The organism is Puniceibacterium sp. IMCC21224 (assembly GCF_001038505.1).
GTDB lineage: Bacteria > Pseudomonadota > Alphaproteobacteria > Rhodobacterales > Rhodobacteraceae > Puniceibacterium.
On sequence record NZ_LDPY01000004.1, the window covers coordinates 209687 to 235447 of the forward strand.

The following is a 25761-nucleotide window of genomic DNA, read 5'->3' on the forward strand; positions in this document are numbered from 1 at the left end:
CGCTCTCCATCAAAAGGGCCGTAGGGACGGGGCTGGCGGCGCTTCGGTTTTAGCGCGACTGGAGTCGCGGGCGTCGTTTTCTGGACGCGAACGCCTTTGGAGGATGGATGACGCAGCTTTATTTCACCGACGGATCGGCGCTGCGCGCGCCCGTTTCGGTCGAAGGCGTTCCGGCCGATCTTTCCGTGTCCCTGACGGAGGCCGCTGGCAAGATCGACCTGATGGATGGCATGCCCTTCTTACTGGATCGGGACGGAAGCTACTTGCATGACGTGAACCGGTTCTTTCGCGCCTGTCCGACCATGGGGGTGCGTTCGCGGCACAGTTTGCGCGCCTACGCCCATGACATCTTCGTCTGGATGCGGTTTCTGGAAGAACGGCGTGGTGGAAAGCAGCTTTGGCGTGCCGATTACAACGATGTCATCGCGTTTCACCATGCACGGCGTTTGTCGGATGCACCGTTCCGGATTTCGGCATCCAGTTGGAACAGGGCGATCGCGGCGCTCGACAAACTGTATCGGTGGGCGCTTGAAGAGGGACTGATCGCATCCTCGCCGTTTCGATATGACCTGTCCTTTCGCCATGGTCATGGGCGAGGAACGCCGAAGGTGGTTGAGGGGAACAGGGCGCGGGAACGTGCCGCGCGCCCGCATGACATGCAATTCGTCGATCTCGGGCGCTACCTCGTATTCCGGGATATCGGCCTGAGGGGTAAATTGCCGGACGGGTCCGAGGACCCAGCCTGGCGCTGCCGCAATGGCGAGCGGAATGCCGTTTTCGCGGAACTGCTCGTCACGACAGGCATGCGCCTCGGCGAGGCCGGTAGCCTGATCATAGACGAACTGCCCCGGCTGATCTCCGACAGCCCACGGATACTTCCTTTCGATCTGCCGGCCGTGATCACCAAGGGCGAACGCCCGCGACGCATCCGGTTGCCGCGCCGGGTGCTCAAGCAGATCGGGGATTACGTCGATATCGAGCGCCGGATTGCCGCCGCCAAGGCGCCGCCTCGTCCGGCCGTCCCCTTTGTATTGTCACCCGATGGCCGCAACGCCATTGATGACAGTGGTCGGCGCATCGCGCTGACCAGGCTCCTTGCGCAAGACCGCCAACGGCTGCTGCGATCGCCTGATGGGATGCCTGAACACGCATCGCTCTGGCTCACGGAACGCGGCCAGCCCGTGTCGTCGGGTACTTGGGAGGTAGCGTTTCGTAGGGCAAGCCAGCGGTGCCAGGCCTTCGGCCTCAATATCATCGTCACACCGCACATGTTGCGGCACACCTTTGCGGTCAACATGTTGTCGATGCTGATCCGCGAACAGGTGGGCAGGATCTTCAACCCGACCGATGCGCACGGTGCTGCCTATCGGCAGATGCTTGGCGATCCGCTCCGCCATCTCCAGCACCTCCTCGGCCACGCGAACATCGCTAGCACCTACATCTATCTCGACAGCCTTGCCGAGGCGCAGGAACTCGTCGATGCGGCGGCGGATCGCTGGACCGACGAACTCATGGCGGAGGATCGATGACCGGCAGAGCCCGCGTCTCACAGCCCCGCCCAGGGCGACGCGCGAGTTTTCCTGACAATCTTTCCGATCCCGGTCCCGCGGCCGCCATTGCCATCACCGCCCGCCGTTTCGAGATTGCCTTGGCCGGACAGACTGCGACGATGGACCTGACGCGTTTGCCGGGTCGCAATTCGCTTGCACGGGCCTTCACGCTGGCACTCTGGCAGGCATGTCAGGTCGGTGGCCCTGCCGGCACCGTCCGCACCGCCATGTCATTGGCCGAAGCCATCCATCGGTTCTGGCGCTATCTCGATGCGACAGACTCATCCGTACAGGCGCTTGCCGAGATTGATGTTGCTACCATCGAAGGCTTCGACGCCTGGATGGATGAGCGCGGGCAGCATCCCAACCATCGCCGCCACCAGATGGGAGATGTAGTGATGCTGCTGCGGTTGGCGGATGCGGGCGAACCAGGCCGCCTTTCCGAAGAGGCTTCCCGCCGATTATTCTATGTCAGTACGCGCCCGGGTGTTCCACCGCGCCCGCGCGATGCCTACAGCGACAGTGTCCGGGTGGCCTTGAAGGTGGCCGCACGTGCCGATGTTGCAGCGATCATGCAGCGATTCCGTCCGGCGCTTGAACAGGAGTGCGAGACACGCATCGACCGGCTGGAGATGGACGCCTTCGCGGAGATCGACCGTGTCGGTTTCATTACCGTCAAGAACGACCTTTTTCGTCAACTCTACGGGGCACGGAACTATGCAGGGATTTCGAATGAGGGGCTGAGCGACAGGATGCATGGCACGCGGCATCTGCTTCTTGGCGATCTGATTGCCCTTTTTGTTTTGCTGTCGCTGGAGACCGGTCTCGAGATCGAAGCGATCAAGACCCTGCGTGCCGACTGCCTCAAGAACCCGTCCAGCGGATATGTCGAGATCGAGTATTGCAAGCGCCGCGCCCGTCATGCCGAGTGGAAGCGGCTGCGGGTTCGGGACGGAGGGTCAGGCACCCCGGGCGGCCTCCTGCGCCTCGCAATTCAGTGGACCGCAACGGCGCGCGGTCATCTCAAGAGCGAGCAGCTTTTCACGTTTTACTGCCGCGGGCGCCTGACCGATGTCGTTCTGCCGATGCAATCCGCTAGAAAGGTCTGGGTCAAACATCACGGGTTGCAGGATGATTACGGGAAGCCGTTGAAGCTCTGCCTCTCGCGTTTGCGCAAGACCCACAAGGCTGCGTGGTATCGCAAGACCGGCGGTCAGCTGCGCCGGTTTGCGGTTGGACATACCGTCGAGGTTGCTGCGAACCACTATGGGGACATTCCCGCCTTGCGGCCGATACACGAAGCTACCATCGCCGAGGCGCTGATGGACGCTGTCGAAGATGCGTTGCAGCCTACCGTGTTGACCCCGGAGGCCGAGGTCGAAGTCTTGGCAGCTCCGTCTTCGGCTCAGCCCGGTTTTCCGGAGGGCTTGGCGACCGATGTTCCGGCATTGCTGGCAGGCGAACAGGATGTATGGCTGGCAAGCTGTTCCGGCTTCTACAGCAGCCCGTTCGCCACGTCGGGAGAGGCCTGCCCGGTGCCGTTCTGGGGCTGCCTCGAATGCCGCAACGGCGTCATCACCACTCGCAAGCTTCCCGCGCTGATGGCGTTTCTGGATTTCGTGGTGGACCAGCGCAAGGTTTTGTCCGAAGCAGATTGGCAGGCGAAGTTCGGGCGGGTCCACCACAGGATCTCTGCGCAGATATTGCCGCAATTCTCTGAGCCCGATTTAGCCGCCGCGCGTGCCCTCACGGCCAGTCAATCGGCACAGATCTACCTTCCCCCGGAGGCGGGTCTCGCATGAGAGCAAATCCAGACTGCACGACCGCAAGGCCATCGCTGCCATCGGCAATCCATCCCGACGACACCGACATCCTCGCAGGCAGACCGCTCAGACCGGGATCGGAGCGGTCGATGCTGTCCCGCTTCGGCGACGATGTCTGGGATCTCAGTCCAGCGATGTTTCGCGCCAACGCGCGTCCGGCAGCGTTTCGCGTGGACTTCGGCGCCATCGAAGACCCCGCGCTTCGACGGCTCGCCAAGGAGTATATGCTTGCCCGCCTTCAGGCGCCTCTGCGCAGCTACCGGGGCCCTTGCGGCCCCTCGACCGCCAAGGGCACATTGCTGTTCCTGCGCCATTTCGGAGAGTTCCTGCACGATCGTATCGGTTCCGTCGAACTGGCGCGCGTCGACCAGCAAGTGCTGGACGCGTATCTGGCGCATCTGGGGGCAGACGGCGCACGTTCATCGCAACAGATCCGCCTCTATGTCGATGTCCCCATCGACCTCCATCATTTTGGGCCATGGGTGACCGGGGGCGGCATTCCCTTCCTGCCCTGGGGTGGGCGCACGGCAAGCAATGTCAGCGGTCGGAGCCGGACGAGCTCGGAGAACACCACGCCGCGCATCCCCGAACCGGTCATCGGCGCACTGCTCCACTGGTCGATGCGATACGTCGATGTCTTCGCTCCGGATATCCTCGCGGCGCGCGAAGAGCTGGATCGCCTTAAAGCCCGCGCTGCCCAGATTATTGCCGAGGATGCGCGCCAGACCCGCCACGAACGGTTTCGCTACCGTCTTCGCACCTGGCTCGAGGCCCGTCGGGCGGAAGGGCGGGGCGTGCCACTCTGGGAGCGCCGTCCAAACACCACCCGCGGTGTCCCCGATGTTAGGGAAGGCAACGCGTATAATTTCAGGCTGATGTGCCTTCAGATCGGCTGTCCTCAAACGGGGAACCTCAGTAGTTCCACCGCGACCGTGAGGATGCTGGACCAGATGGCGGGTGAGATGGGAACCGAGGTCGGCGGAATGGATACCCCGATCACCCTCGATCCCGATACCGGCCTGCCCTGGCGGGAGCGTTTCGACACGGACAGCCTGCCACATGAAGAGCAGATGCTGCAGGCGGCCTGCTACATCGTCTGCGCGTATCTGACGGGGATGCGCGACAGCGAGTTGCAGGACATGGAGCCGGGCTGCGTTTCGGTTGAACGCAGTGCTGACAACCTGATCGAGCGCTATCGGGTACGCAGCAACGTCTATAAGCACCGCGAGGCGGCGGGTGTTTCCGCCGATTGGATCACTATCGCGCCGGTCGCCCGAGCGGTCGATGCTTTGGAAGTCCTGTCACGGCGCGCACGCGGCGAGCGCGACCTGAGATCTCTTTGGGTCTCGTTGAAGCCTTGGGACTGGACGGCGGATTACCTTGCCGCGCAGGCGTCGCCGATCATCAAGATGTTCCGCGACGGTCTGGATGCAAAGGTCGCAAACCCGCCCGCAATTCCACATGTCGACGGACGCCCCTGGCATTTCAGCACCCGCCAGTTCCGGCGCACCATCGCATGGTACATCGCGAACCGCCCTTTCGGCGTGATTGCCGGAAAGATCCAGTACAAGCATGCCTCCGTGGCGATGTTCGAGGGCTATGCCGGTGCGCCGCACGGAGATTTTCGCCGGGCGGTCGAGCAGGAACGCGCCCTTGGCCAATTGGACGATGTGGTCGCCTATTATGAGGCCTACCTGCAGGGTGACGAGCCCGGCGGACCGGCTTCGTCCCGTCTCAAGCAGGAGTTCGACCACGTCCGGGACACCCTCGGTGATCTGCCCGGGCGCATCCTCGACCAGAAACGCCTTCGAACGATGCTGGCGCATCTTGGAAAGACGCTGCATGTCGGATTTCTGAACGATTGCTTCTTTGAGCCCGCCAGCGCCCTCTGCCTGCGGCCCGACGACAAGCCGGAGGCCCCGGTGATTTCGCGTTGCAGCCCTGACCGCTGCCCCAATTCCTGCCTGACCACGCGCCATGTCGCGCCCTGGCGGACCTCGATCGAGGAGGGCGAGCGCCTCCTGCAGGGCAACACCCTGTCGGCATTTCAGAAGGTCGCAATCGCGCAGGACAATGATCGAAAGCGCGGACTGATCGCGCACTTGGAGGACCCAAAGCTATGACATGGCCCGTCAGTCAGAAGACCGAAGACGCCTTGCGCGCCGCCATGAAGCGGCTGCTCGAAGGAGCCTCAGAGCATACCGACGGGCGCCTCAGTGTCGCCAATCTCGCGTGCGAGGCCGGCGTCAGCCGCGCCACAGCCAACCGGGCCACTGCCGTTCTTGCGGAATTTCGTGCGGCAGAGGCGCGGTTCCGGTCGGGATCAGTCGCAGGATTGAAAGCCCGTATCCGTGAACTCGAAGCCGAGCTGAGGGCCGCCCGCGGCGGCGAACTGGCAGAGCTGCGCGCGACCGTCAAAACCCTAGCGCAACAAATCCAGGTACTCGCGCTGAAGGGTGAAGAACAACGCCGCCTGATTGCGGTTCTTGAAGCACAGATCGCGCGGGCCGACCCGAAAGTCCTGCCGTTCAGTCCGCCGTCCCAGGGCGGCATCTGAAGTCATGATCAGGGAGAGGAAGAGGTGAGCTGGGTGGGGGTGAAACAGGGATAAGATAGAGAGGGAGCCCCCATGAATTGTCTCATCGATGCCACTCAGGAAAACCCCAATGATCGCAGGGTGTTTTCCTTAAGAGACAGCTTGACTGTCCAGATAACATGCCCAAGGCCTGTTTGAGGCCGAACGGGTTTTTGGCCTGACACTGACCAATAGTGCGGGCCGCGACATCCCCGTGCGCTGGATCGGCGAGCAGCATATCCGTGAAGACTGCCAGGGCCGCATCCCGAGCATGGCGGACTGGCTGCGACGGATACAGCCTGAGCCATGGATGGCCAATGGCCACATCGACCGGCATGTCGGCTCCAAGCCCTGCGGCGACCCAAGGGTTGCCTGGGCCTCCGAGGTCGCCGCCGGAAGAACGGTTCTTGGCCTGAAGGATTGGATGGCGGCGCGCGCGACGCAAGCCAAGCAAAGCGCCTGACAGCTCTCGGCCGTTTGCCAAACAAATCTTGCATGGAAGCCCGGTCAGAAGATCGGACTTCTTGCGTCGTTTCCCCACCATTCTTCGTAAGGAGGTTCGCATGACACTCGAAGACATCAAGGCGGCCGTTGATGCCGGCCAGACCGTGCATTGGGCCAATACCGGATACGTTGTCCACAAGGACCGGCTCGGTCAGTACCTCGTCACCTTTGTGCCGAATGGTAGCTGCATCGGTCTGACCGACCGGGGCGGGCACCGGTTGAACGGAAAAGAAACGGAGTTCTTCGTCGCGCAATCGAAGGACGCCGCAGAAAATCCGGGCAACCAATCAAGACCAGACGGGCAGGGGAGGGGCGTAGCACCCGGAGGCGCGGGGGCATTCCCACTCGGACGGCAGCTTTGACCCGTGGGCGGGGCTGAAAGGAAAGCAGGCTTTCTGATTTGTGATCCCTCAAGGGGTCGAGAAAGCAATCCCGGATGCGTTGGCAAAAACGTCAGGCACCGGCCAATCCAAAAGGAACCATCCCATGTTCGCAGGAACCCTCACCCGCAATGTCGAGACCGCAGCCGCCGAGTACACCGGCATGATCCATTCGACGCGCTTTGACATCGCCATCCAGCTCGAGGCACGGGCCAAGATGTCCGCTCGCAGCCCGGATTACGACGTGACGGCAGTCAACAAATCAGGCCGCAAGGTGCGTATCGGCACGGCCTGGAACGAGACCGGGAATACCAGCGGCAACCCCTACATCTCGATGCAGATCGATGTCGGCTTGGGCCCGTTCCGGGTCAACGCGGTGCAGACGAAAGAGGCGCGCGCGGCCCAGATCGGCGAATTCGAGATCATCCCACTGGTCTCGAACGGCCTGATGAAATCCGGCTCGATCTCGGGCGAGCTCACGGCCATGGACGCCGACAACGCCTTCACCGGCTACATCGCCAACATGATGTTCGATCTGGAGTTCATGCTGATCGAGAACAGCTACAAGACCGAGGAGACCCACCCCGACTACCGGATCGAGGTCAGCTCGCCCCGGGGCACGCCGATCCGCGTTGGCTCGGCCTGGATGGCGAAAAGCCGCCGCACAGGCAATGACTACCTGTCGCTGCTGATCAACACGCCCGATGGCGATCTGCGCGTCAACGCCGTGCAGAACGAAGAACAGCGCGGCGGGCAGACCTTCTCGATCATCCCGTTCATCGACAGCGGTGAGCAGCCGCAGGACGCAGGCGCGGGGCTCTCCTTGGTCGCCTAATGGGCGCGCGGGGGGAGACGATCTGAACCGAAAGGGGAGCCGTGGGATCACGGTTCCCCTTTTTCCATGTCCGTTGGCGTGAAGGACGCCACCCGCTTGCGATCAGGTGCAAATGCGATACAATAATATATTAACGTAATATCGAGGGCGGGCGCGTGGCGGCTAGATCAGGGACGGTTCCATGGTTCGAGAGCTTTAATGTTGAGGCAGAGGTTGAAGATCTCCTCGCCCATATCGAGCGCTGCACCGGATTTGCGCCACCCGCCCGAAAGCGTGAAGTCATCATGACCCATGCAAGGGCAAAGCTCGACAGGACAAGGCAGACATATCTGGAGGCCAAGGCGGCGGGAAAGCCGGTGTCCACATCGCGGCGTGCGTATCTGACCGACTTGCAGGACACGATCTTCATGGCGATCCCGGAAGAGAACCTGGCGCGGATGCCGCTGAGCGAGCAGGTTCTCAACGACCCGTCATTTTACGCGGACGCCATGCACCGCGCCGCTGCGATCAGCGAGGATGAACTTTTCATGGCGCTGTCCTCATCGCTGAACGATATGACGGTCCAAGACGCTCGGGCGTTTGTCTCGAAGCTGTGGCACAGCACGATCGATGACAATGCCCGCAAATACGCCGAAGCCCTGAAGCGCCCCGAGCGTGAAATCATGCCGCTGCGACCGGGGAACACTGTGTAAGATCGAAGCGATTCTCCTGGCTTGAGCCGTACCGAGGTTGGCCGCCTCAAACCCCCTTTCTCGGAAGGGGCACCCTGTGCAGCGCGCGAAAGCTGTTGAAGGCGCTGTGGGGACGTCTACTGTCGCGAACATGATGAAACGGGATCACATGCGCGCTTTCTTGCGGCGCGCCGCAACGCTTGCCGCTTTTGTCGCGCTGCTCTGGGCGGTTCAGGTCGTCAATTGGATCACTGGCTACGGTTTGAACCCGGCCTTCGGCCTGATCCCCAGGCAGCTCGATGGTTTGGATGGCGTTGTCGCCATGCCGCTGATGCACGGAAGCTTCGCGCATCTGATGGCCAATACGCCGCCTCTCCTGGTGATGGGTGGGCTGCTGGTTGCCACGACCACGCGAGCCTTGCTGCCGGTGAACGCAGTGGTGATCGGCCTCGGCGGCGGACTCGTCTGGCTGTTCGGAAGCTCCGCCATCCATATCGGTGCGTCAGGGTTGGTCTTCGGCTGGTTTGGCTTCCTCGTCGCGCGCGGCTTCGTGGATCGCTCCCCGATCACGCTGGGCGCGGCACTACTGGTCGGTGTCCTCTATAGCTCCATTCTCTGGGGCGTTCTTCCGGGCCAACCCGGCGTCTCGTGGGAGGCGCATCTCTTCGGCGCCATCGCGGGCGCTGTCGCTGCATCCCTTGTCCGGACGCATGTCCATGTGCCGCGCCTCGGCGGTGTCGATTTGGACTGAAGCAGTACACCCTACGTTGTCGGCCCATAGCTGCCGCTCGGCGAGCTGTCCGGCGCTGGAGCGCAGCTGCACTAGAACGGTCATTTGCATAGGCGGCAGAATTTTCAATGGGTAAGCATCAGCAGACTGGGATAAAATGCCATTTCGCTGCGGTTAATCGACCGACTTGGCTTTACTCTCAACTCAAATAGCAAAGTGCCCGATGGGTTGCACCGGGCACTTCTTTGTTAACGCAGCTCGAGATTACTTGGCAGCAAGGATGTCGAAATTGCGGACGTTTGCCACCACACCATCGTCCCATCCGCCCGAGACCAATTCCGAAGCCCTTTCATTCAGTAGCCCGGCGACCTGTCCGGCAAAATGCGCTTCGCGGCCAGCATCGTCGGCAAAGATGTCGAAGATGGCAAAGTTGTTCTCGTCAATTTGCAGCGCCGCCCAGAACAATGTCATGGGTTCGGTATCTGCGACGATGGGGCCGGCGGCGGTCAGCAAGGCTGCCAATTCGCGGCCTTTCCCCGGCGCAGCTTCAAGCTTGATGTAAGTTGCGGTCGTTGCCGTGGTGAGATCAACCGGCGCCTTGACCGACAGGACATCGGAGTTGTTGATATTCGCGACAACACCTTCGTCCCATCCTCCGTCGACCAGTGTGTCGGCGTTTTGGTTCAAAGCCGCAGCAACCGCTCCTGAGAAGTGAGCGTTCCGTGCCTCTTCATCTGCAAAGATGTCAAAGATTGCGAGCGTATCGTTGGCTTGCAGAGCAAACCAAAGGACGGTGCCCGGCTCTGTGTCCCGCACGATAGGTGCGGCACCCGCCAGAAACTCCGCGAAAGCTTCGGACTGGCCTTCGGCGGCGGGCATGGCGATGTAGCTGGCGGTATGATTTTCCATTGGATTGTCCTGTGCAGTTGCAGAAGTTGCGATCAGAGCCAGTGCGGCGAGTGTCTGAAGAATTTGCGATTTCATGGTCGGCCCCTGCTTTGAAGTGCATCGTGTTTGGTTTCGATGCACTCTTGTCCCATGCCGGATGCGGTGGACTCCAATTCCGAAATGCTATTCTTTGATAGACATGGACTATCGAACTTGTTTTGATGGCGCGGCCGGAGATGTGACGGAGAATGCGGCGATGGAAATGAACCAGATCAGATACTTTCTCGCTGTCTGCGAGCACCGAAACTTCACCCACGCGGCCAGTGCCTCCAATGTCTCCCAACCTTCCTTGACGACTGCGGTCAAGAAACTTGAAGACGAACTTGGAGGTGACCTGTTTGTCAGAGACCGTGCAGGCTGCAGGCTGACCGCGCTGGGAAAACTCGTGCAGCCAAGATTGCAGAAAATATACGACGAGACGCGACAGGCGAAGGCCGAGGCAGTCCGTCATATGCGGTTGGAGCGAGTTCCTATCACTGTCGGTGTCGGCGAAACGATTGGCCACAGCAGAATTTCGGCAGCTATGGAGCGTATGCGCAAGCGCGTGCCGCAAGCCGAAATCGAATTGATCGTTGCGTCATCCCACGAGCTTCTTTCCGGGTTGCGAGATGGTGACTTTGACGTTGTCGTCACCGCGGACAAGGTCAGTGAAGACCTCTATCGTATAGACATTCTCTATGAAGAGGACTACAAGGTCGTGGTGTCAAAGTCGCATCCATTGTCTGAACTAAATACAATTTCTCTTTCGACGCTTGCTCAAACTGACATGCTTGACAGACTGAATTGCGAAATGCGGGATACTTTACATGGAACCTGCGCAGATCAAGGTTACGACCTCTACGCGGCCTATCGGTCAAATCGCGTGGATTGGTTAATCGAACTTGCCCGGCAGGGTTCGGGTGCGGTGATCCTACCAGCCACCGCTATTCCATCAGACATGGGCCTGGTGTCGAAACCCATCGATGGCCTTGAAATAACACGAACTGTTTTGGCCGTTCGATATCGGCACCAAACGACGAGATCAGAAACAAACGATCTGATCCGTGAGATTATGCGCACGCCAGCATAACGACGCCGGTTATCGACCCGGGCGCATCGTGTATCATTCTGCAATTAGGGCTCAAACGATGCTTTCGTGCCATCAGGCTCGACTTACGAGTGGTTCTGAAAATGGGGGCAGGTCAAACTGGCGCTGACGCTGAGACAATAATTGTCGCAATCATGTCTCAGACAGTATGCTTTCGCACTCGCAGTGAATGTCCGCTTTCCGCCGATGCTGTTGAAAAAGTCTTTGTTGCAGCGCGGCAAGTCCTTTGATTCACTTGATTATGAGGAGATTGGAGGATTTCGTCATGATGGGCACCCAAACGGCACCGGCACAGTTGTTCTATGACTTCGATCTGGAGCGTCATGTTCCTTCCGGTCATATGCTTCGCGAGATCGACCGTTTCCTCGACGTGGATGAGATGCGGGAGGCCGTGCGCCCGTTCTATAGCCACATGGGGCGTCCTTCGATTGATCCAGAGCTGATTATACGGATGCTGGTCATCGGTTACGTCATGGGCATCCGGTCGGAACGTCGCCTCTGCGACGAGGTCCATCTGAACCTCGCCTATCGGTGGTTCTGTCGGCTGGGCCTGGAGGGCAAGGTCCCGGATCACTCGACGTTCTCGCGGTATCGCCATGGCAAGTTTCGCGACAGCAATCTGCTGCGACAGATCTTCGAGGCCACGGTCGAGCGGTGCCTGAGGGAGGACCTGGTGTCCGGCGAGGGCTTTGCCGTGGATGCCAGCCTGATCTCCGCTGACGCCAACAAGGCCCGGTCAATCGCAGCTGAGGACTGGAGCCCTGAGGTCGCGCGCGAGGCTGGGAACCGGGCAGCGCGGGAATACCTGGAGACACTCGACGATGCCGCCTTCGGGGCCGCGTCGCCGGTCCAGCCGAAGTTCGTGGCGAAGTCCGATCCGGCTGCGCAATGGACCCGCGCCGAGGAAAGCCGCCCGTATTTTGCCTATGCCACCAACTACCTGATCGACACCAAGAGTTCGGTGATCATGGATGTCGAAGCCACGAGAGCGATCCGTCAGGCTGAGGTCGGAGCCTCGCGGATCATGCTGGACAGGACGGAGAAGCGGTTCGGCATTCGACCGGATTGGCTGGCGGCCGACACGGCATATGGCAACGCCGAGAACCTTGGCTGGCTGGTCGAACAGCGCAGCATCATCCCCTTCATCCCTGTCATCGATAAATCAGAGCGGACCGATGGCACCTGGTCCAGATCCGACTTCGAATGGGACGAGGCGAATGATCAATACATCTGCCCCGAGGGTCACGCCCTCAAACAGTATCGCCGGAACTACTCCGATCCGAACCGGGGTCAGGACACCGGCGGGCGGAAGAAATATCGTGCCTTGAAGGCGACATGTCAGGCCTGTCCATCCAAGGAAATCTGCTGCCCGAAAGCGGAGGCCCGATACGTCACCCGCGAACCCCACGAGGAAGCACGCGAGTTCGCCCGCGAATGCCGCAAAACCAAGGCTCACAAGGTATCCCGCGACAAGCGTAAGAAGGTGGAGATGCTCTTCGCACACTTGAAGCGCATCCTCGGCTTGAACCGCCTACGCCTGCGTGGCCCCAATGGCGCCAAGGACGAGTTCCTCCTCGCTGCCATCGCCCAGAACCTCCGAAAACTCGCGAAGCTGCGGCCTCACTGCGCCAACTCGGAGGCTGCGGCATGATCTGAGCGGCCAGATAATCGCCACAAGGCGGCGCGACGGGCGATTGCCCGAACCAAACGGCGACACCCGAGGCTGAGGGCAGCCAAAAACCCGTTCTCAGGCCGACTTTTTCAACAAAATCCGCCGATCACGTCGAATGCCTGGACAAGCAATCCCTATAGTCGGCAGCGTAGTCCCTGCACATCAACCGTGGCCAGAGCCTTGCGGCCTCCCCTGCTCGGCTTCGCGTGTCGCAGGGGAGAACGGCCCTTCGGTCCGTCGCGCATTCGGCCATGCGGCCTCACCGCGGCGTCGCGCCTGGCATCCCGGTTTGCCCGCCTGGCGAGCACGTCCCTCCCCGGCCGCTCCGCCGGATTGCGCTCTGGTCTGTTTTGGCCCGAGGCCAAAACGATCCCGCCGCTCCATCCGTCTTCCGCGTCCGGTCGGGCCGTTTGCCTGCTCGGGTCGGGCAAACCTACCGTCAAAACACACACACATGAGTGCGGAAGCATATCCTCCGGATGGCCCCCAAATCAGCCCGCGTCAAGGATCGCAAAACTTTTCGGCGAGGGCGCCGCTCGTGGTGCGGCGCGGTCCCGTGCGTGAGGGCGCGCGTGTCTCGGGTGTTGCGCGCGGAAAACTTTTGCGCCCGGCAAGCCGGCGGCTGCGCCGTCCCTGACCCGGGCAGATTCGGAAACCAGACATTCGGCCATGCCCCCACACTCACGTGGTGGCTCTATAACCGAACACTGGAGACCAGACATGGCTTACGACACCGCAAACACCTACGAGACCATCGAACTTTTCGGGCTGACCGAGAGGGACGCGCAGCTCCCGATCCCGGAGGATCACGTCCTGACCGACCACATCATCCGCGAGAGCTTCGAGGCTTTGCTCGGTCAGCTGCGCGGGACCGGGCTTGAAGCCGAAATCGAACCGCTGGCCCATGGGCTCGCGACGATACTGCAGCGGCGCAAGGTGGCGCTTGGCAAGGAGGTCGACCGCACCGCCGACAAGATCGGCGCGCTGGCAAAATCCCACGACGGATCGGAGATCGCCGAGACCGCGCTCGAAGAGGCGCAGGCGCGCTTTCTGCAGCTGCGCGAGATTGTGAGCGCCATCGAGGTGATGAGCGAGGCAGCGGCGGAATGCTACGAGATCGAGACGGGCCACGCCTTCATTCCGGCAGCCGGGTCGCGCGCAAGCGTCCGGGCGCAGGAGACCGGGGCGGTCTTCGAGGCGCGGCAGCTCCTCGAGCAGCACGACCGTGAAACCGCCGAGAAGTCGAAAGTCGAGGGGGTGCCCCTGATCGTCTCGGGCGCCACCGACTGGACCGATGTCGATGTGATCTTCAACACGCTCGACAAGGTTCGCGAACGGATCAAACAGAACCGCAATCAGGAGATCTTCCTCTGCCACAAGGGTGGCAAGCACGGGGCGGAGATGATTGCGGCTCGGTGGGCCCGGGCACGGGGTGTCGCGCAGGCGCGCTTCGATCCGCGCTGGTCCGCGCATGGGCGGGCGGCGCCGTTCAAGTGCAACGACGAAATGCTGGACGACAAGTTCGCGGCGACGGGGGTTGTACTCTTCGGCGGCAACGGGGTCGCGCTGAACCTCGGGCAGAAGGCGGAAGCGAAAGGTCTGACGGTCATGCGGGTTGCTGACCCGGCGAAGACGGCGTCGCAGGATTGAAGAGAGGGGGTCGCGCTTGGCGCGGCCCTTTCGTTATGTCTCATGGTGCGTGCGATCGGTCACGCGTGATCGGCAGTCTGCGGCGTCCAGTACCGTTATCCCTCTACCCGGTCCGTCAGAGTGCGGTCCATCCGCATCGGTATGGGCTCGGGATGGTGCGCACCTCACGCACATCATTAACAGCACAAGACGCGAGAGATCGAGACGTCGCACTTGAGGCTGAAGAGCTGCACGTCCCTCGGGGCGTGTTTCGGAACATCGCATCCACGCGGGCGGGCTCCGTCAGCACCCCGGCCAGGCTCGGCGGGACGCGGACGCGGATGGTGGCGGCTGCGTGATGGCAAGGGTCATCCGGATCACTCCTTTTTGCTCATAGATGTGGATCGCACGGGGTCGGCCCAATCGTGCCCTGCGCTCACGCTTCAGCAAGCACAAATACGGCTTCCACAGCTAGCCGCGGACCCTCCGCATTTGGGCTTGCGACCGGGCCTCTTGCCCCGTGCCGGGTGATCCCCATCGCAACAAGGAGTAACCCAAATGACCAACCACTACGTCGCCACCGTCCCCGTCAAGTTCACCGATACCGATGGCCAGGAGCGCACCCGTTTTCAGCGCGTAGGTGCGATGTTCCGCAACACCCGCAACGGGGATGGATCGGAGTTCTTCAGCCTCAAGCTCGACTTTCCCGTCGCGGTCTCGGAGCTGGTGATGTTCCCACCGAGCGCGAAAGATCCCCAGGACTAAATCCTCTGACGAGGATGGGCCGCCCCAGGATGATCTTGGGGCGGCCCGATCCCTGTTCCAAGGATGCCGGTCCCTGCGCGTTCAACGGACGCACTCCGCCCGGAATGATCAGGCCGCGACAGACCGGCCAGTCAGCCTCAAGGGGGCCATCCACAAAAACCTATCGGCCAGGGCCTCCCGGTTTTTGCGGCAGAGATTTGGCAAGCCAAATCTGGCCCTCCTTGACCCTGCCTGTCCGCCCAGTCGGAGGGGTTCGCGCCCGCCCGCGGTTCCGTCCGAACACATGCGTGTTCGGCCAGACCCTCGGGCGGTGCTGGGGAAGGGGACCTCCGAAGCTGGAGGCTGTGCTGGTGGTGAGGGGGCAGGCCCGCGTCCCTGCGGGCCGCGGGGGAAGCGGACACCAAGGCTGCCTGAAACCGAATGCGACGTAAGTATATAATTGACAGTTAGGTATATTATCGTAAGGTAGGGGCAGCCTTGGTGGAAGGTGGCAGGAAATAGGGGGTCTTTCTTCGCATGTCGCGCTCAAAACGTCTCACAGATGCGGACCGCATGGAGATCGTTCGCAAAGCTGCGGAAGGCGTTTCCACGTCTGTGCTGGCGGAACGGTTTGGCGTGTCGGTGCGGGCGATCCAGTACACGCTCAAAGCCGATGCCGAGCGCCAGACGGATGCCGCGATCCCGGTCTCAGCGGTCAGTGTGAAGGTCACGGCTGCGGAGCTTGAGGCACTCGACGAGGTGTTGGCGAAGGCGGGGATCGAGAGCCGGGCCGAGGGGCTGCGGCGGCTCATTCAGGCGGCAGGAGGGGTGTTCGTTCCGGACGCGCAGACGGCAGCAGAGATGGCGCGCTACCGCGCCTCGCTGCACGAGGTCGGCAATGGGGTCGCGCAGATCGCCAAACAGATGACGCAGGCCAACCGGCGGGGGCTGGGGGCCGTGGGGGGCACGAGTGCCGAGTTCACCGAATTGCGCCTTGCGCAGATGCGCGGGCTGGCGCGGTTCATTCTGGATTCCGCGGACGAGATCGATCTGCTTCTGCGCCGCCGTCGAGAGGCAATGCAGCTGCAGGCCACGGCCGCGCTGAGGGAGTTTGCCCATGCGGCTGAATGACGCCGTCCATGCCGTCACGGGCGAGGTCTTCCGGGATGGCTGGAGCCGCGTCCGGGGCTCGATGCAAGGGCTGCACGTGGCCAAGCAGACCCAGCTTACCCGCGCGGCAGCAGGGCACCGGCCGGCGGTCTTCAAGGCGATCCGGGGTGGGGGTACGCATACCAAATCGCAGCTTGCAAACCAGCTCGATTACCTCACCACCAAGTCCACCCATATCGTGGACAGTAGCGGTTTTCTGGATGGCAAGGCTAAGCTTGAGGCGGGCGACATCAAGGACCTGACAGAGCGCTTTGCCAAGCGGTGGGATGCGGGCTTCAAACCCAAGCTGGGCCAGACCACCCACATGCTCATGTCCTTCCCCATCGGCACGCGGGGCGAGGATGTGCGCGACATCGCGACGGACGTGGCCGAGCGGTTCTTCCAGACCGACGAAGGGCATTTCGACTACATCATCGCGGTGCATGAGGACCGCGATCACCCCCATGCGCATCTGGTGCTGAACCGCCGCTCGCAAGAAGGCGAGTTCTTCTTTCTGGGGCGCAACCACCGCTTCAACTATGACGACTTCCGCCTCGCCATGGTCGAGGAGGCGGAAAAGTACGGTGTGCGTCTGGAAGCCACGCGGCGGGTGGATCGCGGCGTCGTGCATTACCCAGCCCGCACAAGCGAGGTTTATGCCGCGAAAGACGAGGGTCGCGCGCCCCGCGAGCGCGAACGCTTGGGGGCCGACCTGACTCGGACGCTGGCGGAGATCGCCAACACCAGAACCGTCTACCATTCGCTTGCTGCAGAGGCCTCCCGGGAGGCCCGGGAAGACATCGCCGCGGCACTCTTCCGCGCGGGCGAGGTGCTGGCGCGCGGCGGGCAGGTGGACCGAACAGGAGATGTGTATATGGCCGAGGATCAAAGCTTCGAGGATCTGAGAAGCCTCTATGCGGAGAAGCTCGCACGGGTGCAGGGCATGATCGCCGAGAAGTCCGACGCGGAACGTCCCGTGCTGGAAAAACGCCTCATCGAGATCCAGACGCAGGTCCAGCACATGCAGCCTCTCGGTTTGCGATCATCCACGCTGTCAGAGACCCCCTCGGAGGGCGGGATCTATTCCGAGGCCAATATCGACGCCAGCCAGCGCGAGCGACTGGCCGAGCCCGACCTGAGATCGCGCATTGGCGCGGCACTACACGGCACCGGGATCAGCACATCGGAAGTGGTGGCCCGGATCGAGACGGGCGCCTCAAATGCAGCGCTCGAGCATCAATGGATCGCCAATGATCTCTCCAAAGTGGCCGAAGCGCGGGATCTCAACCTCGAGCGCCGCGCCGATCTGGAACAGGCGCGCGACATTCTCAACGATGTGCATGTCGCGCTTGGTACGCTTTTGGAACGGGAGAACGTGCTGCGCCGGGATGGCGTCATGGAAGCGGAACCGGTCAGCGAGCATTTCCATTATAATGAGGGCGCGGTGCGGGCGATGGAAGGGACAATCCGTCAGGAGATGCGCGCAGACGGCCTGACAGCGCAGCAGATCGAGGACCGGGACTGGGAGGTTGTCTCACGGGCGGAGCGCCGGATCGAGACGGAGCAGCGCGCATATCTCGAGGCACACCCAGATCTGCTCGCACGCCCTGGCGATGTGATCGACCGGTCTGAGCCCTACAGGGAGACCATCACCGATGCGGCCCGCGCCAGCGAGATCACCAGCGAGGTCGACCGCATCATGGAGGGACGCGACCTCCGCACGCCCGTTGCGGATGCAGTCACGGATGACTTGCGAGCGCGCTATCCGGACATGCCGTCCCATCTCGCCCGTGGGCTCGGTGCAACCTATGCAGCCGTCGTCGAGATACGGGACACAGAGGCCATCAATCAGGTTCGCCGCGAAAACGAGATGCGCGACGGGCTCGGGGTTGGCACCCGCGACGACATCCTCGCAACCCGCGATGAAACTGCGCCGCAGTCTGTCCGTGTTGACCGCCTTGCAGACGAGATTGCGCGTGTCCTGGACCATGAGCGGGCGGGGGAGTTGTCCGCGCCCTTCGAGACCGAGGCGGAGCGGGACGCATTTCGCGACGAGATCGCGCGGGTGCTGGACGTTCGCCAACTCGACCGGCTCACATCCGGTGATGCCGATGCGCTTGAGAAGGTTCTCGAGGACCGCCTAGACCGGCTCTATGTCGCCAAGGTTTATCTTCAATCCGATGCCGCGACGGCCAATACTGAGGCCTTGCGCCAGGTGGTCGATGATCTTGCCGACGCCGAGTATGAAAAACACCGCGCGACAGACGTGGATGGCGAGACCGAGCGGGGTCAGGTCCATTGAGCGCCTCCATGGGAAAGGCGCGGATCGCAACAGGGGTCTTGCTGGTAACGCTGGTGACCGGGGCCATGGGCTATACCATCGCCTCGGCGGTGCTGACCTACCAGGATCTCGGCTTCGGGGCCGAGATCGATTTTGCCTATATCGCGCAGAATTATCTGGCGATCCTCGATCGCCGCCCGGAGGATGCCCAACTCATCCACCTGATTATCGGCAGCTTCGCCGCCGCCGGCCTGATGCTGAGCCTCGCCCTCTCGGGGTCCGCCCTGACACGCTTTGGCCAGACCCATTGGCAGACTGCGCGCGAGATGAAGGCCAACGGCTTTTTCGGGGCGCCTGGCACCGGGTTTATCCTCGGCAAGCTGGGGCCGCCGGGCTCCCGGGCCAACTACATCTGCTCGAAGGTCTTCCCCCACGCGCTGATCGTGGCACCCACGGGCCGTGGCAAGACCACGGGCTTTGTCATCCCGAACCTGCTGACCTGGCAAGGCTCCGCCGTGACGCTCGATGTGAAGGGCGAGTGTTTTGAGGCCACGGCCCGGCACCGCGCCGCCCAAGGCGACAAGGTCTATCGCTTTGCCCCCACCGATTGGGAGGGTAAGCGCACGCATCGCTACAACCCGCTCCTGCGCATCTATCAACTGAAAGATCCCGCGCGCCAGCAGATGGAACTGCAGCTCCTGGCGACGCTGTTCCTGCAGAGCGACAATGACCGGGTGCAGGGCCTCCTCAAGGGCGGGATCGATCTCTTCGTGGCGGCAGGGCTCTTGGCCTTCCAGCGCAAGCGTCCGACCTTGGGCGAGATCTACCGCATCGCGGCCTCGGGCGGGAACAAGCAGAAGGAGTATTTCGCGCGGGGCCATGAGGTCGACAACAGGGCGGCCAAGCTGATCTTCACGCGGCTGGCGTCTACCAACAATGACACGCTAACCTCTTATGTTTCGCTCCTGATGACCTCGGGGCTTGACCAATGGCAGAACCCGGCCATCGATGAGGCGACGGCGGTGTCGGACTTTGATTTCCGGACAATCCGCAAGAAGCCCTTTTCGGTCTATCTCGTGGTCCAGCCCCTCATGGTGAAGCCGCTCGCACCCCTGATCCGGCTCTTCTTCTCTGATCTTCTCTCGGCCATGCAGGAAAAGGACCCAGGGCCGGATGAGCCCTGGCCCGTGATGATCATGCTCGACGAGTTCAATCGCCTCGGTAAGATGCCCATCGTGGTCGAAAGCATCGAGACCCTGCGCACCTATCGCGGTCACCTGGCCGTGGTCACGCAAACCATTCCCGCCCTCGATGAAATCTACGGCGAGAACACCCGTCGCGCCCTGCAAGGCAATGCCGGCGTGAAGCTCTACCTGACACCGTCAGATGAAAAGACTGTCGAGGAGCTCAGCAAGGCTGTTGGCAAGACCACGAAGACCGTCATCACGCGGTCCCAGTCCATCGGCAAGAACCCCTTTGAAGGGCGCAGCCAATCTACACGGACAGAAGAAAGTTCTCTGCTACCTGAAGATGAGGCGCGCCGCCTGCCGCTCGACGAGATCGTCATGGTTGTCGACGGCCAGATGCCGATCCGGGTCAAACGGATCCAGTATTTTGACGACCGGCTGTTCAAGGCGGTCCACGCGGCACAGACGGGGGAGTTGCCGTTTCCGGAGCCGGGGGGAGGTGGGTCGCAGGGCAATCTGCCGCTGAGTGTGCGCGCCATGCCGATGACTCGGTAATCCCCCCATTTTTAATGGGGTGCAGCCGTAGAACTTACGCGGCCATTTTCAGTTTCTGTGCGGGTGTGATGCCGCCGATGCCCATGTTCGGGCGGTCGTTGTTGTAAGTCCAGAGCCATTGCGTGGCGAAGTCTTGGGCCTCCTCGATGTTTTCGATGATGTGTTGGTCCAGCCATTCATTCCTGACGGTGCGGTTGTAACGTTCGATGTAGGCGTTCTGCTGGGGCTGTCCTGGTTGGATGTGCTGGAGGGTAACACCTTGTTTCTCAGCCCATTCCAGCAGCTTGATGCTGATGTATTCAGGGCCATTATCGACCCGGATCGTGCCGGGCTTGCCACGCCATTCGATGATGCGATCGAGGCTCCGGATCACGCGTTCAGCAGGCAATGAAAAGTCGACCTCAATGCCAAGCCCTTCGCGGTTGAAGTCGTCCAGCACGTTCAGCAGTCGAAACTGACGACCGTCGCTCAGCCTGTCGGCCATAAAGTCCATCGACCAGGTCATGTTGGGGGCCTCGGGTACCGCCAGCGCGTCGGGTTTATCCCGCTTTAGCCGTTTGCGGGGCTTAATCCGCAGGTTCAGTTCCAGCGCGCAATAGATGCGATAGACCCGCTTATGGTTCCACGGATGACCTTTGACGTTGCGCAGGTGCAGATAGCAAAGTCCGAAGCCCCAAGTCTTCCTCGTATCCGTCAGCCCGACAAGCAAATCGGCAATCTGTTCGTTCTCATCGCTCAGAAGCGGGCTGTAGCGATAGCAGGTCTCGCTAACCCCAAAGGTGCGGCACGCCACGGCGACACTGACCCCGCGTCGCTCTACCGCCGTTGCGGCCATCTCTCGTCGCTGAGATGGCCCAGTCACTTTTTTCCAAGGGCTTCCTTCAGCAACTCGTTCTGCATGCTCAACTCTGCGAACATCTTCTTCAGGCGTCGGTTCTCGTCTTCAAGCGCCTTGGTCTGCGCGATCATTGAAGCATCCATCCCGCCATACTTCGCCCGCCATTTGTAAAAGGACGCTGTGCTCATACCATGTTCGCGGCAAAGCTCGGCCACCGGAACACCGCCTTCGGCCTGGCGCAGGATCGCAAGGATCTGCGGCTCACTGTATCTCGTCATCTTCATCTGAATCTCCTCATGCATCTTGCCGAGAAAATTCTACTTCCGCAGCCCCTTACTTTCGGGGGGGATTACCACTCCACCCGCGAACGGACCAGGTGGGTCTGACGCCGTTGTGGAGAGCGCAAGCCAAGCTGCTGGCAGTCAAACGTCAGGGCAAACCGACGTCGCCCCAAAAAAGACCGCGCCCGTCGTTCAAGCTGTTATCGCCGAGGAACAGCGTCAGATGGAGATGGATTTTGGGAGCCAGGTCGCCGATGCAGAGGCAGCGAGCGTAGTAAATGAGGCGCAGATGCGCTCCGCCGTCGATGGCTTGGACGACATGGAAGCGATGCTGCGGGAAGGGGGTGGTGAAAAGCTGGTTGCTCGGTAGCGTGGCTTGTCTGTCTGTCGTGCGGGGTGGAGTTCGGACATTCGCTGGAAGCGCAGATAGGCTTAGAACAAATTCAAAAGCGGTCCTGAAAGCGCTTAGAACTGAAGTGTAGGGTTCAAGATCGCCGGTTATGTCGATAGACGGATGAATGGAAGCCGAATCCACATCAAATCGGGTGGCTGCTCCGACAAGACTCGCTAGTTGGCTTTCCGTCAAAAAGCTCCAAGACACAGGTGTTCGATGACGATCCATAAAGATGAGATACTTAACAGACTGGCTGCTCGCGGAAACGTAGCGCAATTTGTGTCCTTCGCACCGGATCAGAATCGATCGCCTCAACAGACGTTTTCTCGACTAGTCGGACACGAAGCTAACGAGGTATTTCCTGACATCGAAGCCGCCATCGAGGTACTTTTCAATAGAAGTAGCGCAGGTACGATAAATATTAGGAGTTACCTGCCTGAAGATCCACGCAGCCGTGAATTTCTATATGCGCTAACGTCTGTCGAAAGCGCTTGCTCTGCGGTAAAGCGTTTGAGCCTTGAGGGACTGCACACGATCGTCAATGAAACGATTGACGTTAGTGATGGCGGTGTATCCGGAGTTGTCCAAGGCGATATCATCGAATTTAGTCCAGATGACACGCCCCGCTGCGTTGAGAAGCCCGGCGTCCTGTCGATGCCCTTCGACCTGGGAATGGCCCTCTTAGAGAAAGTGTACGGCTTCAGACCCGAGCTTGAAGGGTCGGCAAATGAGAGAACAGAGTTTAGCATCCATCCAAATGCTTGTGGGTGGAAAGGATCTCATACACTTTTGTGGGAGCACGAGGAAGACGTAGTTTCCCCAGCTAAGCAGCCCATACGTTGGCCAAACAACTTTAGTCGACACTTAGGCGACAAGACATTCGGCCTTTTGGTAGCAGATAGGTTGGGCTTTCCAGTTCCTTCAACGCTCGTAATTCCGAGAAAACTTGCGCCTTTCTCATTTGGGACCGCGACAGGCTCTGGCGAGATTTGGACACGTACCTGTCCTTTTGAACCTCAACCTGGTCTATTTACAACCGTGAAAGGGTGGATCGATCCTTTTACGCTATTGGCAACAGAGGATCCCACCGGTTCCGCCATTGCGTCGCTGCTTAAGCAAGATGCGGTTGTCGCAGCGTGGAGTGGTGCTGCAATTACTGGGCGGGATGATGAAATCGTAATTGAAGGTGTGCCAGGGGAGGGCGACCAGCTAATGCTTGGTCTACATCAACCCGCCGCGCTTCCGAAGGAGATTACTCGTGACGTCTCCTTACTGCACTGCAAGCTTTCCAAGGTCCTCGGTCCCGTTCGGATTGAATGGGTACATGATGGGAGTCAAGTTTGGTGCGTACAGCTGCATGTAGGTATCACCCAAAGCAGTGGCTCGGTCATTGTTCCTGGAGAAGCTAGCGATTGGCGTGAAGTTAGTGCGTCTGATGGCCTCGAGGCCATCAGAAACCTGCTAGCTTCGCTGCCTGACGGCTGTGGAGTTTTAGTCAATGGTCATGTCGGTGTGACCAGTCATATCGCTGATCTACTGCGCAAGAAGGGCTCTCCAGCTCGTCTGGTTTAGACTCCGGCAAAGATCAAGGGTGGTCGTTGTCATCAGCGTCGGGAGATCGCCAGATCTCGCCAAGCAGTTTATCATTAATTACCTCATGTACGGCTAGCACATGATCTGCCATGTCGGGGACCGAGTGCTCAACTAGCAATTCAACAACGTTATTTGCTGCAGCGCGAGTGCCAGATCGCTCTTCAAACGGAAAATCTCCAATGCGCATGAATGTGCCGAGCCCACGAGGCTGTGGCTTGAACAGCGTCGAACCGCTATTGATCGGGCTTAGCCAAATCCGCTCCCTGTGAGCAGCAACCAAGCTGGCCGTATCAATAGTCAGAACGGTCTGCGGTAGGTTGCGATATGCCCGTGCTTTCAACAGTCGCCAGATTCTGTCGCGCGACAACCAAAAGAATGTTCGGGAATTTAGCAACGCGTACCATTGATTTGGAGTTAGCCCAGCATCAAGACACTTGATCAATGCTGCGTCACTCATTGGTTTCTGATCGCGAATGATAGCTCCGAGACGGTCGGGATGTGCGATGTGAACCGATTCAGGTCGACGCATGGTCTCTAAGCGAGTTCTTTGATCTCCCTGAATAACATAATCTTCCAGCAAGGCTGTGGAACTCATCAACCCACGCTCACGAATTGCAGGCCATGCCCCTTGGTGCGCCATATGCCAAAGGCGAGGATACCGCAGAACTAAATCTTGCTCGTCCATTATACAGTCACACGCTTGATCACAGAATCTATTGCGAACGGGTAATCCCCCCCGAAAGTAAGGGGCTGCGGAAGTAGAATTTTCTCGGCAAGATGCATGAGGAGATTCAGATGAAGATGACGAGATACAGTGAGCCGCAGATCCTTGCGATCCTGCGCCAGGCCGAAGGCGGTGTTCCGGTGGCCGAGCTTTGCCGCGAACATGGTATGAGCACAGCGTCCTTTTACAAATGGCGGGCGAAGTATGGCGGGATGGATGCTTCAATGATCGCGCAGACCAAGGCGCTTGAAGACGAGAACCGACGCCTGAAGAAGATGTTCGCAGAGTTGAGCATGCAGAACGAGTTGCTGAAGGAAGCCCTTGGAAAAAAGTGACTGGGCCATCTCAGCGACGAGAGATGGCCGCAACGGCGGTAGAGCGACGCGGGGTCAGTGTCGCCGTGGCGTGCCGCACCTTTGGGGTTAGCGAGACCTGCTATCGCTACAGCCCGCTTCTGAGCGATGAGAACGAACAGATTGCCGATTTGCTTGTCGGGCTGACGGATACGAGGAAGACTTGGGGCTTCGGACTTTGCTATCTGCACCTGCGCAACGTCAAAGGTCATCCGTGGAACCATAAGCGGGTCTATCGCATCTATTGCGCGCTGGAACTGAACCTGCGGATTAAGCCCCGCAAACGGCTAAAGCGGGATAAACCCGACGCGCTGGCGGTACCCGAGGCCCCCAACATGACCTGGTCGATGGACTTTATGGCCGACAGGCTGAGCGACGGTCGTCAGTTTCGACTGCTGAACGTGCTGGACGACTTCAACCGCGAAGGGCTTGGCATTGAGGTCGACTTTTCATTGCCTGCTGAACGCGTGATCCGGAGCCTCGATCGCATCATCGAATGGCGTGGCAAGCCCGGCACGATCCGGGTCGATAATGGCCCTGAATACATCAGCATCAAGCTGCTGGAATGGGCTGAGAAACAAGGTGTTACCCTCCAGCACATCCAACCAGGACAGCCCCAGCAGAACGCCTACATCGAACGTTACAACCGCACCGTCAGGAATGAATGGCTGGACCAACACATCATCGAAAACATCGAGGAGGCCCAAGACTTCGCCACGCAATGGCTCTGGACTTACAACAACGACCGCCCGAACATGGGCATCGGCGGCATCACACCCGCACAGAAACTGAAAATGGCCGCGTAAGTTCTACGGCTGCACCCCATTAAAAATGGGGGGATTACCAACGCCTTCGATATCAGCGTAACTGGTACACCAGCAACCCTCTCGACTTTTTGGACAAAGTCTTGGGCGCCATCATTAAGCTCGCTGTAGGTCGTTGCTGCGCGGTTCTCAATGCCAAAGTAATCCGCGAATGTTATGGCGATCTCAGTAGCTCCGTTCAGGATTACTGAATGCCGTAATTGGCCCCAGTCAAATTCTGCGACGCGGCGCTGTTTATAGGAAACACTTCCCGTCTCGGTTTTTCGTAGCTCGTCTATAGGGATGCCGGATCGGTTGCTTAGCTCTTCAAACTCAATCTCTTGACCAATCCAGCCAGAGGTTCCACCAACTCTAATAGGGTAAGTTCGAACGACCATAATAGCGCGGTTAAGTCGAGCTGGGGCGATCCCTGCTTCAGAGAGGCAGCCAGCCAC

General features: G+C 60.4%; 22 protein-coding genes and 1 pseudogene. 18 read left to right on the forward strand and 5 right to left on the reverse strand.

The features are described from left to right. The first annotated feature begins 107 nt into the window (after positions 1-107). From IMCC21224_RS24030 to IMCC21224_RS24070, 9 genes and pseudogenes are all read left to right on the forward strand, one after another. On the forward strand, positions 108-1529 hold the full coding sequence (locus tag IMCC21224_RS24030; protein WP_047998105.1) for a tyrosine-type recombinase/integrase: 1422 nt from the start codon (positions 108-110) through the stop codon (positions 1527-1529). Continuing rightward, complete coding sequence (locus tag IMCC21224_RS24035) at positions 1526-3352, forward strand: hypothetical protein (RefSeq protein WP_047998106.1); 1827 nt, start codon at positions 1526-1528, stop codon at positions 3350-3352. The genes IMCC21224_RS24030 and IMCC21224_RS24035 overlap by 4 nt, the downstream gene beginning before the upstream one ends. Beyond that, positions 3349-5496, forward strand: coding sequence for a hypothetical protein (locus IMCC21224_RS24040; protein WP_047997896.1), 2148 nt, complete (start codon positions 3349-3351; stop codon positions 5494-5496). Before IMCC21224_RS24035 ends, IMCC21224_RS24040 begins: the two co-directional genes overlap by 4 nt. Continuing rightward, complete coding sequence (locus tag IMCC21224_RS24045; protein ID WP_047997895.1) at positions 5493-5930, forward strand: hypothetical protein; 438 nt, start codon at positions 5493-5495, stop codon at positions 5928-5930. The genes IMCC21224_RS24040 and IMCC21224_RS24045 overlap by 4 nt, the downstream gene beginning before the upstream one ends. Before the next feature lie 157 nt (positions 5931-6087). Beyond that, positions 6088-6411: pseudogene (locus IMCC21224_RS24050) on the forward strand (hypothetical protein); the annotation flags it as partial. Positions 6412-6511: 100 nt separating this feature from the next. Next, on the forward strand, positions 6512-6814 hold the full coding sequence (locus tag IMCC21224_RS24055) for a hypothetical protein (RefSeq protein ID WP_047998108.1): 303 nt from the start codon (positions 6512-6514) through the stop codon (positions 6812-6814). Positions 6815-6938: 124 nt separating this feature from the next. Further along, positions 6939-7667, forward strand: a complete 729-nt coding sequence (locus tag IMCC21224_RS24060; protein ID WP_047998109.1) for a DUF736 family protein — start codon at positions 6939-6941, stop codon at positions 7665-7667. 155 nt (positions 7668-7822) lie between these two features. Next, a complete protein-coding gene (locus tag IMCC21224_RS24065) occupies positions 7823-8359 on the forward strand; it encodes a hypothetical protein (RefSeq protein ID WP_231582215.1) in 537 nt (178 codons plus the stop codon). A gap of 148 nt (positions 8360-8507) precedes the next feature. Further along, on the forward strand, positions 8508-9089 hold the full coding sequence (locus IMCC21224_RS24070; protein ID WP_047998149.1) for a rhomboid family intramembrane serine protease: 582 nt from the start codon (positions 8508-8510) through the stop codon (positions 9087-9089). Positions 9090-9332: 243 nt separating this feature from the next. Here the strand turns inward: IMCC21224_RS24070 and IMCC21224_RS24075 are convergent, their stop codons facing one another. Continuing rightward, entirely contained in the window at positions 9333-10052 is a 720-nt protein-coding gene (locus tag IMCC21224_RS24075) for a putative quinol monooxygenase (protein ID WP_045320533.1), read from the reverse strand. A gap of 103 nt (positions 10053-10155) precedes the next feature. Between IMCC21224_RS24075 and IMCC21224_RS24080 the strand changes: the two genes are divergently transcribed. The 7 genes from IMCC21224_RS24080 (at position 10156) to IMCC21224_RS24110 (ending at position 20320) form a co-directional block, all read left to right on the forward strand. Next, positions 10156-11085: a LysR family transcriptional regulator gene (locus tag IMCC21224_RS24080; protein ID WP_231582216.1), complete on the forward strand. Its 930-nt coding sequence runs from the start codon at positions 10156-10158 to the stop codon at positions 11083-11085. A gap of 283 nt (positions 11086-11368) precedes the next feature. Beyond that, a complete protein-coding gene (locus tag IMCC21224_RS24085) occupies positions 11369-12754 on the forward strand; it encodes an IS1182 family transposase (RefSeq protein ID WP_047998112.1) in 1386 nt (461 codons plus the stop codon). Between the two features lie 741 nt (positions 12755-13495). Further along, entirely contained in the window at positions 13496-14425 is a 930-nt protein-coding gene (locus tag IMCC21224_RS24090) for a DUF2493 domain-containing protein (protein ID WP_047998113.1), read from the forward strand. A gap of 537 nt (positions 14426-14962) precedes the next feature. Continuing rightward, on the forward strand, positions 14963-15169 hold the full coding sequence (locus IMCC21224_RS24095; protein ID WP_007120662.1) for a hypothetical protein: 207 nt from the start codon (positions 14963-14965) through the stop codon (positions 15167-15169). A gap of 516 nt (positions 15170-15685) precedes the next feature. Further along, positions 15686-16279 carry a helix-turn-helix domain-containing protein gene (locus IMCC21224_RS24100; protein ID WP_047998114.1) on the forward strand — a complete coding sequence of 198 codons (594 nt, stop codon included), beginning with the start codon at positions 15686-15688 and terminating at the stop codon, positions 16277-16279. Beyond that, complete coding sequence (locus IMCC21224_RS24105; protein WP_047998115.1) at positions 16266-18599, forward strand: relaxase/mobilization nuclease domain-containing protein; 2334 nt, start codon at positions 16266-16268, stop codon at positions 18597-18599. Before IMCC21224_RS24100 ends, IMCC21224_RS24105 begins: the two co-directional genes overlap by 14 nt. Positions 18600-18607: 8 nt before the next feature. Next, positions 18608-20320 carry a type IV secretory system conjugative DNA transfer family protein gene (locus tag IMCC21224_RS24110; protein ID WP_231582217.1) on the forward strand — a complete coding sequence of 571 codons (1713 nt, stop codon included), beginning with the start codon at positions 18608-18610 and terminating at the stop codon, positions 20318-20320. 34 nt (positions 20321-20354) lie between these two features. Here IMCC21224_RS24110 and IMCC21224_RS24115 read toward each other — a convergent pair. Both IMCC21224_RS24115 and IMCC21224_RS28325 read right to left on the reverse strand, forming a co-directional pair. Next, positions 20355-21442, reverse strand: a protein-coding gene (locus tag IMCC21224_RS24115; RefSeq protein WP_156178101.1) for an IS3 family transposase whose coding sequence is annotated in 2 segments (ribosomal slippage) — positions 20355-21181 and positions 21181-21442 — 1089 coding nt in all. Because the reading frame shifts where the segments join, the coding sequence is not laid out codon by codon here. Positions 21443-21587: 145 nt separating this feature from the next. Continuing rightward, positions 21588-22109 (reverse strand): hypothetical protein, encoded by a 522-nt coding sequence (locus IMCC21224_RS28325; RefSeq protein WP_197089322.1) that lies wholly within the window; start codon positions 22107-22109, stop codon positions 21588-21590. A 234-nt stretch (positions 22110-22343) separates the two neighbouring features. On the opposite strand from IMCC21224_RS28325, the gene IMCC21224_RS24130 reads away from it, so the two are divergent. Next, positions 22344-23405 carry a hypothetical protein gene (locus IMCC21224_RS24130; RefSeq protein WP_231582218.1) on the forward strand — a complete coding sequence of 354 codons (1062 nt, stop codon included), beginning with the start codon at positions 22344-22346 and terminating at the stop codon, positions 23403-23405. 13 nt (positions 23406-23418) lie between these two features. On the opposite strand, the gene IMCC21224_RS24135 is transcribed toward IMCC21224_RS24130, so the two are convergent. Then, complete coding sequence (locus IMCC21224_RS24135) at positions 23419-24111, reverse strand: hypothetical protein (protein ID WP_047998118.1); 693 nt, start codon at positions 24109-24111, stop codon at positions 23419-23421. Positions 24112-24221: 110 nt separating this feature from the next. Here IMCC21224_RS24135 and IMCC21224_RS24145 point away from each other — a divergent pair. Continuing rightward, a protein-coding gene (locus IMCC21224_RS24145; RefSeq protein WP_156178101.1) for an IS3 family transposase occupies positions 24222-25309 on the forward strand; the annotation gives its coding sequence in 2 pieces (ribosomal slippage) (positions 24222-24483 and positions 24483-25309; 1089 coding nt in all). Here the strand turns inward: IMCC21224_RS24145 and IMCC21224_RS27510 are convergent. Beyond that, the coding region (locus IMCC21224_RS27510; protein ID WP_197089320.1) for an adenylosuccinate synthetase at positions 25237-25761 on the reverse strand (525 nt) is incomplete at its 5' end. The genes IMCC21224_RS24145 and IMCC21224_RS27510 overlap by 73 nt on opposite strands.